Below are 18,319 nucleotides of genomic sequence, written 5' to 3' on the forward strand. Positions count from 1 at the left end.
TGAAGTTATTGCGTTTTCATTACAGGGTTATGACGGAATCACTGGATTCTGGTGAAAAGGTGGCACTTTGCTTTGACGTGCGCGCCGCGTGCACGCGGTTACGCCCGGCATCCTTGGCGCGGTACAGCGCCTCGTCGGCCTGGGCGGCCATCATCAGGCTGTCGGAGCCGTCACACAGCTCCACCACCCCGGCGCTGAAGGTGCACCACAAATCCTGCGGTTGCGCCGGGTAGTGAATCTCGGCAAAACGCCCACGAATTTCATCCAGCACCTTACAGGCCGAGTCCAGGTCGGTGTCGGGCATCACGATGGCGAACTCTTCACCGCCATAGCGGCCGATGTAGTCGGTCTTGCGCAGGCGCTGCTTGAGAAACAACGCCAGGCTCTTGATCACGCGGTCGCCCATGGGGTGGCCGTGGCTGTCATTGACCCGCTTGAAGTGGTCGATGTCGAGCATGGCAAAGCTCAGCGGCTTGTTCTCGCGGCGCGCGCGGAAGCTGCAGTCTTCGAGCAATTGCAGGATATGGGTGTGGTTGTACAGCCCGGTCAGGCTGTCACGCACCATCCGCGCCTTGAGGTTGCGCGCACGGGCGGCACGGTTGCGCACGGTGGTGATCAGGTGGCGCGGCTTGATCGGTTTGGTGAGGAAGTCGTCGCCGCCTTCGCTCATGGCGTCCAGTTGCTTGTCCAGGTCGTCTTCGGCCGACAGGTAGATGATCGGCACACTGACGTAACGGTCATTGTGGCGAATCACCTTGGCCAGTTCGGTGCCGGTGCAGGCCGGCATGTACATGTCGAGGATGATCAGGTCGGGCTGGAAGTCTGCCAGCTCGGCCATGGCCTGGATCGGCTCGATCAAGGTGCGGGTGACGATGCCGGCACTGTTGAGCAAGCGCTCGGTGTGCAGCGCCTGGGCGCGCGAGTCATCGATGATCAGCACTTTGTACGGTTCGTACTGGGCGACGCAGGTCAGCACTTCGATCTTTTCCAGCAGGCTGGAGGCTTCCAGCGTGCCGGTGAGGAATTCCTGGCCGCCGGCGCGCACGGCGGCGAGGCGAGTGGGGGTGTCGGTTTCGTGCAGGCTGAAAAACAACAGCGGCAGCTTATGCTCCAGGCCTTCCTGGGCTTCGGCGGCGAGCTTGAGGCCCAGGCCGGTGCCGCAGAAGTCCACGTCCATCACGATCGCCGACGGCAGGCGCTCGGCCATGGACGCGCGAAACGCCGCGACGCTGTCCAGGGACTGGGCGCTCATGCCAAAGAATTCCAGCTGCTTGGCCAGGCGTTCGGCGCGGTCGTGATCGGCCAGCATCACGTAAATCGGCTTGCGCATCGGCGGCAGGAAGGTTTGTTCCAGCTGGTCGCCCTGGCGCAGGCCGGTGCGGGACAGGCGCTGCATCAAGCGGTTGAGCTCGGTGATCAACTGGCTGCTCAGGCGCCCGCGGTTTTCGTCCACGGCCTTGAGCGATTCGCCGATGTGCCGGGCCAGTTGGCCGTGCTCGGGCTGTTCGAAACGCTCGGCGAAGCGCTGCAGGCGCAGGTTGGCCTCGCTGAGTTCGGAGAGGTCGGCGCCTGACCATTCGCTGCGTTGCAGGCGCTGCCAGATCTCAAGAATTTGACGTGCCTGATGAATTACCCGCTGGGCAAAATGCTGCTTGAGACGCTCACGGCTGGGGTCTTCTGGCTCGGTCATATCCTGACTACTAGTGAGGGTGCATGCTGAGGTCGAACTGATGGCTCTATGCTAGCACCTCTTTTCAATGGGATGAGTGTCATATGTCAATTAACTGCGTGTCCCTGATATTCAGTGGGTGACCTGACGGTCGCGCAGCTTAAAAAGCGTGCATCCTTTATAGTCGAATGCTTGCCGCATGCACGTTTGGTGAAAAGCCCCGCATGGGCGGGCACGATGGGGTAGGGTTGTGGTCGGAGTGTTTGAACGCACGCCCTCAATTCAAGTGCATGAACTCAAGTGATTGAAAGGATATCGCCATGCTGGACTGGAAAAACCGTGCGGGCAGTGCCAAAGGCCCTGCCCCTGAGCCCAAGTCGGCCAACCGCAGCTATTTTCGTACCCTGCTGATGAGCCGAGCCGTGCTCAGCGTGCTCGGCCTGTATCTGTTGGTCACCGGCGCCCTGGGTTGGTACTGGAGCGAAGAGCCGGCGCTGTTCCCGGTCCAGCAGAACGCGCAGCTTGCTGCCGAGAAGGAAGGCAAGCAGATGGTGGTGGGCTATACCACCGTCGAAACCCTCAAGACCGTGGTCGGCACGTTGCTGAACAAGCCCGGTGGCTATATTTCCAACGACCGTTTCCCGCCGGGCCTGTGGATGGACAACATGCCCAGCTGGGAATACGGCGTGCTGGTGCAGGTGCGCGACCTGACCCGCGCCCTGCGTAAAGACTTCGCCCGCTCCCAGTCGCAGTCGGCCGAAGACGCCGATCTGGCCAAGGCCGAGCCGCGTTTCAACTTCGACAACAAGAGCTGGGTGCTGCCGTCCAGTGAGTCGGAGTACCAGGAAGGCATCAACTCCCTGAACCGCTATGAAGCGCGCCTGTCCGACCCGAATCAGCGTGGCGCCTTGTTCTATGCCCGCGCCGACAACCTGAACAACTGGCTGGGCGATGTGGCCACTCGCCTGGGTTCGCTGTCGCAACGCCTGTCGGCCAGCGTCGGCCGGGTCAAATTGAACACCGCACTGAAAACCGAAGCCCTGGCGCCGGGCGAAGTGCCGCAGGTCGACGAAGAAGTGGTGGAAACCCCATGGATGCAGATCGATAACGTGTTCTACGAGGCCCGTGGCCAGGCCTGGGCGCTGTCCCACCTGTTGCGTGCCATCGAAGTCGACTTTGCCGACGTACTGGCCAAGAAAAACGCCACCGTCAGCGTGCGCCAGATCATTCGTGAGCTGGAGGCTTCGCAAGAGCCGGTCTGGAGCCCGATGATCCTCAACGGCAGCGGTTTCGGCGTGTTGGCTAACCATTCGCTGGTCATGGCCAACTACATTTCCCGGGCCAACGCGGCGGTGATCGATTTGCGTCAACTGCTCAACCAGGGTTGATGATGGACGCTGCTCAAAACGAGGCCGCGCACCGTGCGGCCTCCGATGCCGAACTGATCTGCTGGGTCGACGAGCAGGACAACCTGCTCGGCCACCTCGTCAGGTCCGATTTGCGCCAGCGCGGCCTGATCGGCCGTTGCACCTTTATCTTCCTGTTCAATTCCAAGGGTGAGCTGTGCGTGCATCGGCGCACCCTGAGCAAGGCCCTGTACCCGGGGTTCTGGGATACGGCGGCGGGCGGGATGGTTGCGGCGGGTGAGTCCTACGCGGTGTCGGCGGCCCGCGAGCTGGAAGAAGAGTTGGGTGTCGGCGGGGTGGAATTGATCGAGCATGACCATTTCTACTTTGAGGATGGCAACAGCCGGCTCTGGTGCAAATCCTACTCGGCGACCTGGGACGGTCCCCTTCGCCTGCAGCCTGAAGAGGTCATGGAAGCGCGCTTTTTGCCCGTGGAAACGGTCCTGCAGGAAGCCGAGCACAAGCCTTACTGCCCGGACGCCCAGGAGGGCTTGCGGCGCTATCTGGCCTCACGTCGCTAAAGCTGCATAAATTGGCGCCATTTGGCTCTTAGCAAGTGGGCTTTTTGCCGTTACACTGCGCGACTTTTCACCCGAACCGCCTTGGCGGCTCGGTAGCGCTGCCCCTGCCTGAGTGGGGCTTCGCGGTCGGTCGTCCCTTAGCGGAGGCCGATCAGTCTTTGTCCTCCCAAGAGGATTGCCGGTGGCCAAAAAAGCCGCATCCTTCGCCGCCCTTGGTGGCCTGGTATTTTCCACCGACGCAGGTCGACACTGCCCGGACTGTCGTCAGCCCGTGGATTCGTGTACCTGCAAACAGACCCTGATCCCCGAAGGCGACGGTATTGCCCGCGTGCGCCGCGAAAGCAAAGGCCGTGGCGGCAAGACGGTGACCACCATCACCGGCGTGCCGTTGGCCGAAGAGCCGCTCAAGGCACTGGCCACCACGCTGAAAAAGCGCTGTGGCACCGGTGGCGCGTTGAAAGACGGTGTCATCGAGATCCAGGGCGATCACGTCGAACTGCTGTTGGCCGAGCTGATCAGGCTGGGTTACAAGGCCAAGAAGTCCGGCGGCTGAAAGCCTCTTCCCAACCTGTGTCTAAACTCTGTCCTGCGAGTGGGGTCTACCTTGCTTACAGGCAAATCGTCATTTTCATTCTTTAGACTGCGCCAGCCTCGAACGAGAGGCGGCGCCTTCGCCTTCATTTATAGGGGACTTCGATGTCCGTACGACGCACACGCAAAGACGATGGCAGCCAATGGACAGTTGCGGACAGCCGCAGTGTTTACGGGATTCGCCATTGGGGGGCCGGGTATTTCGCGATCAATGATGCCGGTCGCGTTGAAGTCCGTCCGAACGGCCCGAACAGCACACCCGTCGACCTTTACGAGCAAGTGGACGAGCTGCGCAAGAGCGGTCTTTCCCTGCCGCTGCTGGTGCGTTTTCCCGACATCCTGCAAGACCGTGTACGCCAGCTGACCGGCGCTTTCGACGCCAACATCGAGCGCCTGGAATACCAGAGCAAGTACACCGCGCTGTACCCGATCAAGGTGAACCAGCAGGAAGCGGTGATCGAGAACATCATCGCCACCCAGAACGTTTCCATCGGCCTCGAAGCCGGCTCCAAGCCTGAGCTGCTGGCCGTGCTGGCCCTGGCGCCGAAGGGCGGCACCATCGTCTGCAACGGTTACAAGGACCGCGAGTTCATCCGCCTGGCGCTGATGGGCCAGAAGCTCGGCCACAATGTGTTTATCGTGATCGAGAAAGAATCCGAAGTTGAACTGGTGATCGAAGAGGCCGCCAGCCTCAAGGTCAAGCCACAGGTGGGCCTGCGCGTGCGCCTGTCGTCCCTGGCGTCGAGCAAGTGGGCGGACACCGGTGGCGAGAAGTCCAAGTTCGGGTTGTCGGCGGCGCAACTGCTGTCGGTGGTCGAGCGCTTCCGCGCGGCGGGCCTGGACCAGGGCATCCGCCTGCTGCACTTCCACATGGGTTCGCAGATCGCCAACCTGGCCGACTACCAGCATGGGTTCAAGGAAGCCATTCGTTACTACGGCGAACTGCGCAACCTCGGCCTGCCGGTGGACCACATCGACGTGGGCGGCGGCCTGGGCGTGGACTACGACGGTACCCACTCGCGTAACGCCAGCTCGATCAACTACGACATGGACGACTACGCCGGTGTGGTCGTGGGCATGCTCAAGGAATTCTGCGACGCCCAGAGCCTGCCGCACCCGAATATCTTCTCCGAAAGCGGCCGCTCCCTGACTGCCCACCACGCCATGCTGGTGGTGCAGGTCACCGACGTCGAGAAACACAACGACGAAATCCCGGTCATCGAAAACAAGGAAAGCCTGCCCGAAACCGTGCAATGGCTGGTTGACCTGCTCGGCCCGACCGATATCGAAATGGTCACCGAAACCTACTGGCGCGCCACTCACTACATGAGCGATGTGGCCACCCAGTACGCCGACGGCAAACTGACCCTGGCCGAGAAGGCCCTGGCCGAACAGTGCTACTTCGCCGTGTGCCGCCGCCTGCACAACTCGTTGAAAGCCCGCCAGCGCTCGCATCGCCAGGTGCTGGACGAACTCAACGACAAGCTGGCCGACAAGTACATCTGCAACTTCTCGGTGTTCCAGAGCCTGCCGGACACCTGGGCCATCGGCCAGGTCCTGCCGATCCTGCCGCTGCACCGTCTAGACGAAGAGCCGCTGCGCCGCGCCGTGCTGCAAGACCTGACCTGCGACTCTGACGGCAAGATCAAGCAGTACGTCGACGAGCAGAGCATCGAGACCAGCCTGCCGGTGCACGCCTTGAATGAAGGCGAAGACTACCTGCTGGGCATCTTCCTGGTGGGCGCCTACCAGGAAATCCTCGGCGACATGCACAACCTGTTCGGTGACACCGACTCGGTGAACATCTACCAGCGCGAAGACGGTTCGGTGTACAGCGCCGGCATCGAGACCCACGACACCATCGAAGACATGCTGCGCTATGTGCACTTGTCGCCGGAGGAGTTGATGACTCACTACCGTGACAAGTGCGCCAGCGCGAAGATCAGTGTCAGTGAGCGTACACAGTTTCTGGATGCGTTGCGGTTGGGGCTGACACGGTCTTCTTACCTGTCTTCCTGACACTGGGTTGAATGACGCGCGCTGCTTCTCGCGGATCAGTGCGCGACCAGGCACAGACTGAGCGGGCATTGACCCGGGTTGAATTCAAGGACAACCCGTTCAATCTTGTCAGCATTGCCGCTGGTACGCGCCACCGTGACACTTCTGCTGTTGATGGGCAGTTCAATCCGTGCATTTGGAGCGAGGGGGTGAAATTCGGTCCCTTGGATCACCGTCAGGTTGGACTGGCTGCTGTTTGTGATCTGCAATGTGCCCGCGACCGTGGTCGGCCCTTGCCCATTGGTGCATCCGGCGATGGTTGCCAGTGTGCAAGCGGCGGCGACCCACAGCGTTTTTTTGATGTTCATATCCGACTCTCCTTGAAGGTATGGAATGGGTTTTACCCACGGCCATTCAACGCCTGGAGTGCCGGTTTGTAACCTGTCAGAACTAACAGGTAGGTTCAGTGGGCGCGGGGCCGAACCATTCACTCCGCTGCTTGAGCCGCCAGGCGATGACCCCCAGGGTCAGGCTGCGCAGTGCCATGAACAGCAGAAAGGTTATCCACAGTCCGTGATTGCCCTGGCCCTGCAATGCCCAGGCGACGGGCAGTGTCAGCAGCAACGTCAGCAGCATCCCATTGCGCATCTCCCGCGCGCGCGTAGCGCCGATAAACAGGCCATCGAGCAAGTAACTCCACACCGCAATCAACGGCAGTACCGCCAGGTACGGCAGGTAGAGGTCAGCGGTTGCGCGCACGCTGGGGATGTCCGTCTGCATGGCGATAAATAGGTGGCCGGCGACGCTGAACAGCAGGGCAAAACCCACACTGGCGATCAGTGACCAACCGCCGGCAACCACCAGCGAACGGCGCAGGGCCGGGCGGTCACGGGCGCCAATGGCGTGTCCGCACAGCGCCTCGACGGCGTGGGCCAAGCCGTCCAGCGCATGAGCGGTCAGCAGCAGGCCGTTGAGCAACAGCGCGTTGGCCGCCACGGTGGCATCGCCCAGGCGTGCGCCTTGCACCGTGATCATGAAAAACACCGACTGCAACGCCAGGCTGCGGATAAAAATGTCGCGGTTCACCGCCAGCAACGGGCGCCAGCTTTGCCACACCTTGAGTGCGGCCCAGGCGATATGCCCGGGGTAGGCGCGCAGGGCTTTTTGCGTGAGGGCAAGGCCAAGCAGGGCGCCGGTCCATTCGGCGATCACCGATGCGCGGGCCGAGCCGACCACGCCCCAGTCCAGGCCCAATACGAACCACAGGTTCAGGGCAATATTCACCAGGTTGGTGGTCAGCAGAATCGCCAGCGGCGCCCGGGCGTTTTGCGTACCGAGGAACCAGCCTACCAGCGCATAGCTGGCCAGCGCAGCGGGCAGGCCGAACAGACGCGCGTGGAAGAACTCACGGGTCAGTTGGTTGAGTTCGGGGGACGGTTGCATCCACTCCAGCGCCAGATGGCTCAGCGGGATGCCGACGGTGCCCAGCAGCATCGCCAGCCCCAGCGCCAGCAACAGGCCTTGCAGCAGGATTTGCCGCAGTGCCGCCCCATCATTGCGGCCCGCAGCCTGGGCAGCGAACCCTGTGGAGCCCATGCGCAAAAAGCCCATGGCCCAGGCGAGGAAGGTATACAAGCTGGCGCCGACGGCCACGGCGCCCAGTTGGTGGGCGTGAGGCAGGTGGCCGATGACCATGCTGTCGACCAGTGCAACCAACGGCACGGAGATGTTCGACAGGATCATCGGCGCAGCCAAAGCCCATACGCGGCGATGGGTAGGGCGGTGGCGCCAGTCGGTGAGTAAGGTGGACATGCAGGCTCCTTGGGGGAACGGCATTGTAACCGCCCCTCCCACATGTTGATCTCCTATGTCCGTGGGATTTGGCTGGGACTTGAGAACGTTGAGAACCAACTCACCCTCCGTCGGTCAATGTGACCAGCGCCACATCGGCTTTGCCGGCGCTGATATATAGTTCACCCCTCGGTTCCCTCTGACTACGAGTGCCCCATGCTTAACAAAGGATTGTTCCTGGCCTGTGCGCTGGCCCTGCTGAGCGCCTGCGATTCCTCAGATAAACCGGCTGCACCGCCTGCGCCCACCGTGTCGGCAGCGCCGAAACCGGCCAAGGCGGCGGTGGACGTGGCGGCATTGAAGCAGCGCTATGCCGGGCGTGAGTTGAGTGTGGTGGACGTGTCCGAGGTGCAGTTGGACGGGGCCAGTACCTTGTCGGTGAGCTTTTCCATTCCGTTGGATCCGGAGCAGAAGTTTGCCGACAAACTCCATCTGGTCGACAGTAAGTCCGGCAAGGTCGACGGCGCCTGGGAGCTGTCCGATAACCTCATGGAACTGCGCCTGCGTCACCTGGAGCCCCAGCGCAAACTGGTGCTGACGGTGGATACCGGGGTGAAGGCGGTCAACGCCAACACGCTCGCCGCCGAGTACATCGCGCGCCTGGAAACCCGTGACCTGCAAGCCACCGTCGGCTTCGCCAGCCGTGGCACATTGTTGCCGACGCGCCTGGCCGAAGGCCTGCCGGTAATCGCGTTGAACGTCGACAAGATCGACGTTGAGTTCTTCCGTATCAAGCCCGAATCCCTGCCGTCGTTCCTGGCACAGTGGGGGCGCAATACCAGCCTGCAAAGTTATGAATCCCGCGAACTGCTGCCGCTGGCCGACCTGGTCTACGGCGGCCGTTTCGACCTGAACCCGGCGCGCAATACCCGTGAAACCCTGCTGCTGCCGATCGCCGGCCTCAAGCCATTGCAGCAACCGGGCGTGTACCTGGCGGTGATGCGTGCCTCGGGCACCTACAACTATTCGCAACCGGCCACGCTGTTTACCTTGAGCGATATCGGCCTGTCGGTGCACCGCTACGCCAATCGCCTGGATGTGTTTACCCAGGCGCTGGAAGGTGGCAAGGCATTGGATGGCGTCGACCTTGAAGTGCTCGATGCCGACGGCCGTGTGCTGGGCCAGGGCAAGACCGAGAAGGGCGGTCACGCTGAGTTGCCGTTGCCGAAAAAGGCCCAGGTGCTGCTGGCCAAGCAGGGCGAGCAGACCAGTATGCTGCGCCTGGACAGCGCTGCGCTGGATCTGGCCGAGTTCGATATCGGCGGCCAACCCTCCCATCCGTTGCAGTTCTTTGTGTTTGGCCCGCGCGACCTGTATCGCCCCGGCGAAACCGTGCTGCTCAACGCCCTGCTGCGGGACAAGGACGGCAACGCGGTCAAGCCGCAGCCGGTGAGCGTCGAAGTGCGTCGCCCGGATGAACAGGTGAGCCGCAAGTTCGTCTGGGATGCCGATGCCTCCGGCCTCTATCAATATCAACTGCAACTGGCCGGCGAAGCACCGACCGGCCGCTGGCAGTTAGTGTTCGACCTGGGCGATGGCAAGCCGCAGCTGTATGAGTTCCTCGTCGAAGACTTCCTGCCCGAGCGCCTGGCGCTGGAACTCAAGGGCAGCGACACGGCATTGAGCCCGGCGGATAACCCGGTGATCAAGGTCAACGGTCGCTACCTCTACGGTGCTCCCGCGTCGGGCAATCGCGTCAGCGGGCAAGTCTATGTGCGCCCCCTGCGCGAAGCGGTCAAGTCGCTGCCGGGCTATCAATTCGGCTCCGTCACCGAAGAGGAACTGAGCCAGGACTTCGAGCTGGACGAAAGCGTGCTCGACGCCAAGGGCCAGGAAGACTTGACCCTGGAAAGCAAATGGGCGGAGGCCAAATCTCCCCTGCAACTGATCGTGCAGGCCAGCCTGCACGAGTCGGGCGGGCGGCCGATCACCCGGCGCCTGGTACAGCCGATCTGGCCGGCCGAGCAACTGCCGGGCCTGCGTGGCCTGTTTGACGGCAAGGAAACCAATGGTGACGGCCCGGCAGAGTTCGAAGTGCTGCTGGCCAACCAGGACGGGCAGAAACTCGCCGCGCAAAACCTCAAGGTCCGCCTGGTGCGCGAGCGCCGTGACTACTACTGGAACTACTCCGACAGCGATGGCTGGAGCTATCACTACAATGAGAAATTCCTCAACCTCGATGAACAGACCCTGAACATCAAGGCCGGCGATACTGCCAAGGTCAGCTTTCAGGTGGAGTGGGGCCCGTACCGCGTCGAGGTCGAAGACCCGCAGACCGGCCTGGTCAGCAGCCTGCGCTTCTGGGCCGGCTACCAGGCCCAGGACAACACCGAAGGCGGTGCCGTGCGGCCCGATCAGGTCAAGCTGGCGCTGGATAAACCCGCCTATGGCGACGGCGACACCGCCAACGTCACGGTCACGCCGCCGGCTGCCGGTAAAGGCTACCTGCTGGTGGAATCCGCCGAAGGGCCGCTGTGGTGGCAGGAAATCGACGTGCCGGCCGAAGGCAAAAGCTTTGCCGTGAAGCTTGATCCGAAATGGTCGCGCCATGACCTGTACGTCAGCGCCCTGGTGATTCGCCCCGGCGAGCGCAAAGCCAATATCACCCCCAAGCGTGCGGTAGGCCTGCTGCATCTGCCGCTGGATCGCACCCAGCGCAAGCTTGGCGTGACCCTGACCGCGCCGGAAAAAATGCGCCCCAAACAACCGCTGACGGTGAAGATCGCCGCCAAGAACGCCGATGGCAGCGTGCCGAAACAGGTGCACGTGCTGGTGGCAGCGGTGGACGTGGGCATCCTCAATATCACCGAGTATCCGACACCGGATCCGTATTCCAGCCTGTTCGGCCGCAAGGCCTATGGCGTGGACCAGTTCGATATCTACGGCCAGTTGATCGAAGCCGGGCAGGGCCGCCTGGCCAGCCTGGCCTTTGGGGGTGACGCCGCGCTGGCCAAGGGCGGCAAGCGCCCGGACACCAGTGTGACCATCGTCGCCCTGCAAAGCGCACCGGTGACCTTGAATGAGCAGGGCGAGGGTGAGGTCAGCGTCAACATCCCCGACTTCAACGGTGAACTGCGCTTGATGGCCCAGGCCTGGAGCGACGACCGCTACGGCATGGCCGAAGGCAAGACCGTGATCGCCGCGCCGCTGATCGCCGAGCTGTCGGCGCCGCGCTTCCTCGCCGGCGGTGACCAGACCACACTGGCCCTGGACCTGTCCAACCTGTCGGGCAAGGCGCAGAAACTCGATGTGCAACTGAGTGCCGAAGGGCAGTTGGAGTTGGTCAACACGGGCGCGCAAAGCGTCGAGCTCAAGCAAGGCCAGCGCACCACCCTGCGTATCCCGGTGAAAGCCTGGGGTGGCTTGGGTCAAGGCAAGGTGAAGGTTACGGTCAATGGCCTGGACCTGCCCGGTGAGAACCTCCCGCCGTTCAGCCGCGAATGGACCCTGGGCGTGCGCCCGGCCTACCCGGCGTTGCTCAAGCATTACCGCGCGGTGCTCAAGGGCGAGCCGTGGAGCCTGCCCGCCGGCGCATTGGATCAATTCGATGCCTCTGGGCGTGAGGCGCTGCTGAGCCTGTCGAGCCGGCCGCCGCTGAACCTGGGTGCGCAGATCTCGGCGCTCAAGGCCTACCCGTATGGGTGCCTGGAGCAGACCGCCAGTGGTCTGTACCCGTCGCTGTATGCCGACGACGCGCTGCTCAAGCGCCTGAGCATCAAGGGCGAGCCGGATGCCGAGCGCAAACGCAAGATCGAGCTGGGCATCGAACGCCTGCTGGGCATGCAGCGCTACAACGGCAGCTTCGGTTTGTGGGGCGCCGACGGCGAAGAGGAATATTGGCTGACGGCCTATGTCACCGACTTCCTGTTGCGTGCCCGTGACCAGGGCTTCGCGGTACCGCCCGAAGCGCTGAAAAAAGCCAGCGAGCGCCTGCTGCGTTATGTGCAGGAGCGTAACCTGATCGAAGTCGACTACAGCGACAACGCCGACCACACGCGCTTTGCCGTGCAGGCCTACGCCGGCATGGTACTGGCGCGCAGTCAGCAGGCGCCATTGGGCGCATTGCGCAGTATCTTCGAGCGGCGCAGCGACGCGCGTTCCGGGTTGCCGTTGGTGCAGTTGTCCATCGCATTACAGAAGATGGGTGACCAGCCCCGCGCGGATCAGGCCTTGCTGGCCGGCCTGGCGACGCAACGCAACGCCAAGGAGTGGCTGGCCGACTACGGCAGCCCGCTGCGCGACCAGGCGATGATCCTGGCGTTGCTGGAAGAAAACGACTTGGCCAAGGGCAAGCGTGAGGAACGTTTGTTTACCCTGTCGGACCAATTGGCGGCCAGCCCGTACCTGTCGACCCAGGAGCGCAATTCGCTGTTCCTGGCCGGGCGCCTGGGGTTCGCCCAGCCCGAGTCTGCCTGGAAGGTCCTGCTCAATGGCAGCGGTGGGGAACATGAGCTGAACAATCAACAGTCGACGCTGGACCTGGAAGGCAAGCTGCTTTCTGGCGATCTGAACCTGACCAATCAGGGCGATGTGCCGGTCTACCAGCAACTGACGATCTCTGGTTACCCCCAGGTGCCACCGGCACCGGGTGGCGACAACCTGAGCATCCGCCGGGAATACCTGGGCATGAATGGCCAACCGCTGAACCTGCGCAACCTCAATAGCGGCGACCTGGTGCTGGTGCACCTGGCGGTGAGCGCCAGGCAGCGCGTGCCGGATGCCTTGGTGGTGGACCTGTTGCCGGCGGGCCTGGAGCTGGAAAACCAGAACCTGGCCCAAAGTGCCGCCAGCCTGGAAAACGCCAGCAGCCAGGTGAAGGAATGGCGTGAGTCGATGCAGAACGCGGCGCTCAGGCATCAGGAGTTTCGTGATGACCGTTACGTGGCGGCCATCAACCTTGACGGCGATGGCACCACGCACTTGCTGTACCTGGCCCGTGCCGTGACACCGGGCACTTACCGCGTGCCGCCGCCGCAGGTGGAGTCGATGTACCGGCCGAACTGGCAGGCAGTGGGGGAGACGCCGGCGGACCTGGTGATCAAGGGACGCTGAGACGGCGCTGGCAGATACCGTCTTATTCGCACCGCGCAAACCCTACGGATTTGTGCGGTGTTGGATAAGACGGTGTCTACGGGATGAGGAGAGGGGTTAGTGCACGACCCAACTGAGCAGCCACAGGCCAAGTATCAGCCAGATCACCCCGAAGACGATCGAAGCGCGCATGAAGGCGCGTACGGCTGAGTACAGAAACAGCAGGCCGACGATCAGGGTGAGGATGCTGATGATCGAGGTGTCCATGCCCAATGTGCGTGACAGGCCTTCGACAAAGTTGCCGCCGGCGTGGGTCAAGGCTCCGAACAATCCGCTGAGCCCGTCGACGATAAAGCGGATGACGGAACCAAGCGCCTGGCCCAACCATTCGAAAAAGCTTTCTACCTGCATATGTGTGTCCTGATAAGAAGGTGGGCGTATCTGTGCCTTTGGTTGTTATTGCAACAGGCTAGTTCCCTACAAGCATAGAGGTTTGCCCGCTTGAATTTGCGTTTACTTGTCCGTTGGGCCCTGGCGAGCCTGGTCTTGATGATTGCCCTGCTGTGGCTGGCCGATCGTATCTGGCCGTTGCCGTTGCCCAAGGACGACCTGGCGCGGGTGGTGCTGGCCGAGGATGGCACGCCGTTATGGCGGTTTGCCGATGCCAACGGCGTGTGGCGTTATCCGGTACAAACCAGCGAAGTGTCGCCGTATTACCTCGATGCACTGCTCACCTACGAAGACCGCTGGTTCTATCAGCATCCCGGTGTTAACCCGTTGGCGCTGGTGCGGGCGACGTGGCAGAACCTGACGGGCGCGCGGGTGGTGTCGGGTGGCAGTACGTTGTCGATGCAGGTGGCGCGTCTGCTGGATCCTCACTCGAGGACCTTTCACGGCAAGTTGCGCCAACTGTGGCGCACGGCGCAGTTGGAGTGGCACCTGTCCAAGGAACAGATTCTCAACCTGTACCTGAACCGCGCGCCGTTCGGCGGCACGTTGCAGGGCGTGGCGGCCGCCAGCTGGGCGTACCTGGGTAAATCCCCGGCACAACTGACCCACGCCGAAGCCGCTTTGCTCGCGGTATTGCCCCAGGCGCCGAGCCGCCTGCGCCCGGATCGCCACCCGCAGCGCGCCCAGGAGGCCCGCGACAAAGTACTGCGCCGCCTCGCCGAGTTCCAGGTGTGGCCACAAGCGGCCGTCGACGAAGCGCTGGAAGAACCGTTGCTGCTCGCCCCGCGCCTGGAGCCGAGCCTGGCGCCGCTGCTTGCCCGCCGCCTGAACCGTCCGGACAGCCCGCCGCTGATTCGCACCACGCTGGATGCCACCCTGCAGCGCCGTCTTGAAGACCTGTTGCTGGGCTGGCGTGCACGGTTGCCGGAATACACCTCGGCCGCAATCCTGGTGGTGGAAGAAGAAAACATGGCCGTGCGCGCTTACCTGGGGTCAGTGGACATCAACGACGCCAAGCGCTTTGGCCATGTGGACATGATCAGCGCGCTGCGTTCGCCGGGCTCTACCTTGAAGCCGTTCCTGTATGGCATGGCCCTGGACGAGGGCCTGATTCACTCCGAATCGCTGCTGCAGGATGTGCCCCGGCGTTATGGCGATTATCGCCCGGGCAACTTTTCCATGGGCTTTACCGGCGCAGTGCCGGCGAGCACGGCGCTGTCCAGTTCGCTGAACCTGCCGGCGGTGCAGTTGCTGGAAGCGTACGGGCCCAAGCGGTTTGCCGCGCAGATGCGCATCGGCGGCGTGCCATTGGCCCTGCCGGCGTTGGCCGAGCCCAACCTGGCGCTGATCCTCGGCGGCGCGGGCAGCCGCCTGGAGGATCTGGTCAGCGGCTACAGCGCCTTCGCCCGCGACGGCAGGAGCGCCACCCTTCGATTGCAGCCGGACGATACGCTTAGAGAACGGCCCTTGCTGTCGCCAGGGGCCGCCTGGATTGTTCGGCGCATCCTCAGTGGCCAGGCGCGGCCTGATCGCGACCCGCGTGCCGAGCTGGTGCAGCGCCCGGTCCTGGCCTGGAAAACCGGCACCAGCTACGGTTTTCGCGATGCCTGGGCGATTGGCGTCGGGCCGCGCTATTTGATCGGTGTGTGGATCGGTCGCCCGGACGGCACGCCGGTGCCGGGGCAGTTCGGTTTGGCCTCGGCGGCGCCGCTGATGTTGCAGGTGCATGACGTGCTGACCAATCGCGACAGCCAGCGCGGCATCAGCGCGCAGGTGGTGGCGGTGCCGACCAATGTCGGCGTGGCGGCGATCTGTTGGCCGTTGGGCCAGCCCATGAACCGCAGCGATCCGAATTGCCGCCGCCAGCGCTTTGCCTGGACCCTGGACAACACCACGCCGCCGACCTTGCAGGCGCTGGATCAGCCGTTGAGCGTTGGCTTGATGGAAAGCGTCTGGGTCAACGCCAAGGGCTTGAGGGTGGATGCCCATTGCCCTGGGGCGGAGTCTAAAAATATCGCCTTGTGGCCCGCGCCCCTGGAGCCATGGTTGCCCAGGATCGAGCGCCGTGAAGCGCGGATTCCCGCCGCCGACCCCGACTGCCCGCCACCGGCGCTGGCGGCGTCCTCGCCGCTGTCGATTGTCGGCGTGCGCGAAGGCGACCAACTGCGCCTGCCCGCCGCCAGCCAGCAAACCCTGCGCCTCAAGCTTTCCGCCCTGGGCGGCAGCGGCCGGCGCTGGTGGTTCCTCAACGGCGCACCGCTGGGCGACAGCGCCAACCAGGACAGCATCAATGCCAGTTTCGAGCGCCTGGGCCGCTACCAACTCAGCGTCCTCGACGAAGCCGGCCAGACCGCCCGGCTCGAATTCAGCGTGGTGGATTAGGGCCTCAGCGGCGGCAAGTCGAATCGTCGCACCGCCGCTATTCACTTGCCTTCACTCTCCATCCCCCTGAAGCTATACCCATTCAGGAGCCCCCCATGAACCTCGAACACCTCACCGAACGCCTGCACCGCATCCGCGATACCAACGACTGGAAGCCTTTCCACAGCCCGAAGAACCTGGCCATGGCCGCCAGCGTGGAAATGGCCGAACTGGTGGAAATCTTCCAGTGGCTCACCGAAGACCAGTCCCGCCAGTTACCCGCCGACAAACTTGCCCACGCCGGCCAGGAAGTGGGCGATATCGTGCTGTACCTGCTGTTGCTGTGCAGCGAGCTGGGCCTGGACATGAACGAGGTGGTGCGCGCCAAACTGGCCGACAGCGAGCGGCGGTTTGCCCATGAGTGACCGGCATTTCGACCAATTGGCCACGCGCTTCGCCGAGAAAATCTACGGTGGCGCAAAAGGCGCGATTCGCCTGGCAGTGCTCCAGGCCGACCTGGCTGAGGCTCTGCCGGAGCGCCCGTTGCGCGTGCTGGATATCGGCGCGGGCCTGGGGCATATGTCGCTGTGGCTGGCCGAGCGCGGCCATCAGGTGACCCTGGCCGAACCCGCCGAGCCGATGCTCGAGGGCGCGCGCCAGCGCTTCGCCGAGGCCGGACAGGACGCCACCTTTATCCACGCGCCGTGGCAAGACCTGCTAGGCCAACTCACGGAGCCCTACGACCTGGTGCTGTGCCACGCCGTGCTGGAATGGCTGGCCGAACCCCACGGGATCCTGCCGGTGCTGCACCAGCTGACGCTGCCCGGAGGCTGGCTGTCGCTGGCGTTCTACAACCGCGATGCACTGATTTATCGCAACCTGCTCAAAGGCCATTTCCGCAAGATGCGCAAGAATGACATGGCCGGCGAAAAGCAGAGCCTGACCCCGCAACAGCCCCTCGACCCGCGCGAGCTGGCGGCGCAACTCGAAGGGCTTTGGCAGGTCGAAAGCCAAAGTGGCGTGCGGGTATTCCACGACTATATGCCGGTGGAATTCCAGGCCCGCGCCGACTTGAAGGACCTTGTAGAGATGGAGCTCGCTCACCGTCGTCACCCAAGCTTTGCCGGACTTGGGCGTTATTTGCACTGGATCTGCCGTCCGGTATAAGCGGCCCAGTCTGCGGAGGTCGAAATGCGTCGTCTCTGTTTGATCCTGTTATCCCTCGGGCTGGGCGCCTGCTCCAGCCCCAACCCTTATGTGGCGGCTTCTGCGCCCATGCCGCCGGCGCCCGCGCAGGCGGCCACTACCTTCGACGCCAGCGCCTACCCGGCGCCGGTGCGCGACTATGGCGCCTACCGCAATTGGGCCTGGCGCAACGGCCAGCTCCCGGCCGGCACGGCCTGGGCGGACTCGGCGCAGATTGCCGAAGCGGTCAGTGGCGCCCTTGACCAGCGCGGCCTGCGGCCCTTGCACGACAACCGCCCGGCGGACCTGCTGGTGAGCGCCGATGTGCGCCTGGAGAAGCGTCTCAAGCAGGTCCGGGACGATTACGGCTACGGATACGGCGGCTATAACCGCTACGGTCCGGGCTACGGCATGTACAACTCGGTGCCGATCGTGCGCACCTATGAAGTTCAAGTGGTGGTGGTGCGCGTCAACCTGTTCGACGCCCGCAGCGGTCAGCCGGTGTGGAGTGCCAGTGCGGAAACCGGCAGCCAGGGCAGCCTCAGCGAGCGTGCGGATGCGTTGCGCCAGGCCGTGCAGAAGGCGATGACCGCCTATCCTCCGAGTTAACAGCTATTCTCATCTAAAGCCCGGTCGCTTGTTGGAGATCAACCATGTTTCGTCGTATCGCTACGCTAGCTTTTGTTGTGCTGCTGGGCGGTTGCCAGACCAGCCAGGTCAACCACGATTTTGATGCCAGCCGCGACTTCGGCGCCTACCGCAACTGGGCCTGGAAAGACCCGGCGCTGCAATACCGCCCCGATGATCCACGGATCAAGAGCGACCTCACCGAACAACGCATCCGCCAGGCCGTGGGTGAACAGCTTGACCAGCGCGGCCTGCGCCCGGCAGCCGCAGGCACCCGGGCTGACCTGAACGTGCAGGCCTACCTGATCGTCGAAGACCGCCAGCAACAAGTCACCACCAACTATGGCGGCGCCTGGGGTGGCCCGTGGAACGGCTATTGGGGCGGGCCGATGTACAACGAAACACGCAACATCACCTACAAGGTGGCGACCATCCAGATCGACCTGCTCGACGGCAAGGACGGCAAGCTGGTGTGGCGCGGCAGTGATGAACAGATGATGAGCAGCACGCCCAACCCCCAGGATCGTAATAACGCAATTCGCACGACGGTGACCCGGATCCTCTCCAGCTACCCACCGCACTGACCGTTTGTAGCGACCGGCCGGCGCACCTGCCAAGCCTTGTCTACA

Annotated in this window: 14 protein-coding genes; 10 read left to right on the forward strand and 4 right to left on the reverse strand. The window is 63.3% G+C overall.

The genetic code is table 11. The features are described 5' to 3' along the window. Positions 1-19: 19 nt before the first annotated feature. The gene (locus BM416_RS22515) at positions 20-1,690 is read right to left on the reverse strand and encodes a response regulator (RefSeq protein WP_092489509.1); all 1,671 of its coding nucleotides are present in this window, start codon (positions 1,688-1,690) and stop codon (positions 20-22) included. 389 nt (positions 1,691-2,079) lie between these two features. On the opposite strand from BM416_RS22515, the gene BM416_RS22520 reads away from it, so the two are divergent. The 4 genes from BM416_RS22520 to speA all read left to right on the forward strand — a co-directional run bounded on the left by BM416_RS22520 (position 2,080) and on the right by speA (position 6,206). After that, positions 2,080-3,057 (forward strand): DUF2333 family protein, encoded by a 978-nt coding sequence (locus tag BM416_RS22520; protein WP_370671257.1) that lies wholly within the window; start codon positions 2,080-2,082, stop codon positions 3,055-3,057. A 2-nt stretch (positions 3,058-3,059) separates the two neighbouring features. Continuing rightward, on the forward strand, positions 3,060-3,596 hold the full coding sequence (locus BM416_RS22525) for an NUDIX hydrolase (protein ID WP_092489510.1): 537 nt from the start codon (positions 3,060-3,062) through the stop codon (positions 3,594-3,596). A 181-nt stretch (positions 3,597-3,777) separates the two neighbouring features. Further along, positions 3,778-4,149, forward strand: coding sequence for a translation initiation factor Sui1 (locus BM416_RS22530; protein WP_027607992.1), 372 nt, complete (start codon positions 3,778-3,780; stop codon positions 4,147-4,149). 143 nt (positions 4,150-4,292) lie between these two features. Then, positions 4,293-6,206 (forward strand): arginine decarboxylase, encoded by a 1,914-nt coding sequence (speA, locus tag BM416_RS22535; protein ID WP_092489511.1) that lies wholly within the window; start codon positions 4,293-4,295, stop codon positions 6,204-6,206. Positions 6,207-6,241: 35 nt separating this feature from the next. On the opposite strand, the gene BM416_RS22540 is transcribed toward speA, so the two are convergent. Further along, positions 6,242-6,553 carry a hypothetical protein gene (locus BM416_RS22540; protein ID WP_092489512.1) on the reverse strand — a complete coding sequence of 104 codons (312 nt, stop codon included), beginning with the start codon at positions 6,551-6,553 and terminating at the stop codon, positions 6,242-6,244. Positions 6,554-6,635: 82 nt separating this feature from the next. Further along, positions 6,636-7,997, reverse strand: coding sequence for an MATE family efflux transporter (locus tag BM416_RS22545; RefSeq protein WP_092489513.1), 1,362 nt, complete (start codon positions 7,995-7,997; stop codon positions 6,636-6,638). 195 nt (positions 7,998-8,192) lie between these two features. Here BM416_RS22545 and BM416_RS22550 point away from each other — a divergent pair, with 195 nt between their 5' ends. Beyond that, positions 8,193-13,088 (forward strand): alpha-2-macroglobulin family protein, encoded by a 4,896-nt coding sequence (locus tag BM416_RS22550; RefSeq protein ID WP_092489514.1) that lies wholly within the window; start codon positions 8,193-8,195, stop codon positions 13,086-13,088. A gap of 96 nt (positions 13,089-13,184) precedes the next feature. On the opposite strand, the gene BM416_RS22555 is transcribed toward BM416_RS22550, so the two are convergent. After that, positions 13,185-13,478, reverse strand: a complete 294-nt coding sequence (locus tag BM416_RS22555) for a hypothetical protein (protein WP_092489515.1) — start codon at positions 13,476-13,478, stop codon at positions 13,185-13,187. Positions 13,479-13,568: 90 nt separating this feature from the next. Between BM416_RS22555 and pbpC the strand changes: the two genes are divergently transcribed. The 5 genes from pbpC to BM416_RS22580 all read left to right on the forward strand — a co-directional run bounded on the left by pbpC (position 13,569) and on the right by BM416_RS22580 (position 18,274). Beyond that, positions 13,569-15,899 (forward strand): peptidoglycan glycosyltransferase PbpC, encoded by a 2,331-nt coding sequence (pbpC, locus tag BM416_RS22560; RefSeq protein ID WP_092489516.1) that lies wholly within the window; start codon positions 13,569-13,571, stop codon positions 15,897-15,899. Between the two features lie 95 nt (positions 15,900-15,994). Next, the gene (locus tag BM416_RS22565) at positions 15,995-16,303 is read left to right on the forward strand and encodes a MazG-like family protein (protein ID WP_058423592.1); all 309 of its coding nucleotides are present in this window, start codon (positions 15,995-15,997) and stop codon (positions 16,301-16,303) included. Continuing rightward, entirely contained in the window at positions 16,296-17,045 is a 750-nt protein-coding gene (locus BM416_RS22570; protein ID WP_027607984.1) for a methyltransferase, read from the forward strand. The genes BM416_RS22565 and BM416_RS22570 overlap by 8 nt, the downstream gene beginning before the upstream one ends. 24 nt (positions 17,046-17,069) lie before the next feature. Then, positions 17,070-17,672 (forward strand): DUF4136 domain-containing protein, encoded by a 603-nt coding sequence (locus BM416_RS22575; RefSeq protein ID WP_092489517.1) that lies wholly within the window; start codon positions 17,070-17,072, stop codon positions 17,670-17,672. Positions 17,673-17,716: 44 nt separating this feature from the next. Beyond that, entirely contained in the window at positions 17,717-18,274 is a 558-nt protein-coding gene (locus BM416_RS22580; RefSeq protein ID WP_027607982.1) for a DUF4136 domain-containing protein, read from the forward strand. Positions 18,275-18,319: the final 45 nt, after the last annotated feature.

Origin of the sequence: Pseudomonas sp. NFACC42-2 (genome assembly GCF_900116055.1) — a bacterium.
Taxonomy (GTDB): domain Bacteria; phylum Pseudomonadota; class Gammaproteobacteria; order Pseudomonadales; family Pseudomonadaceae; genus Aquipseudomonas; species Aquipseudomonas marginalis.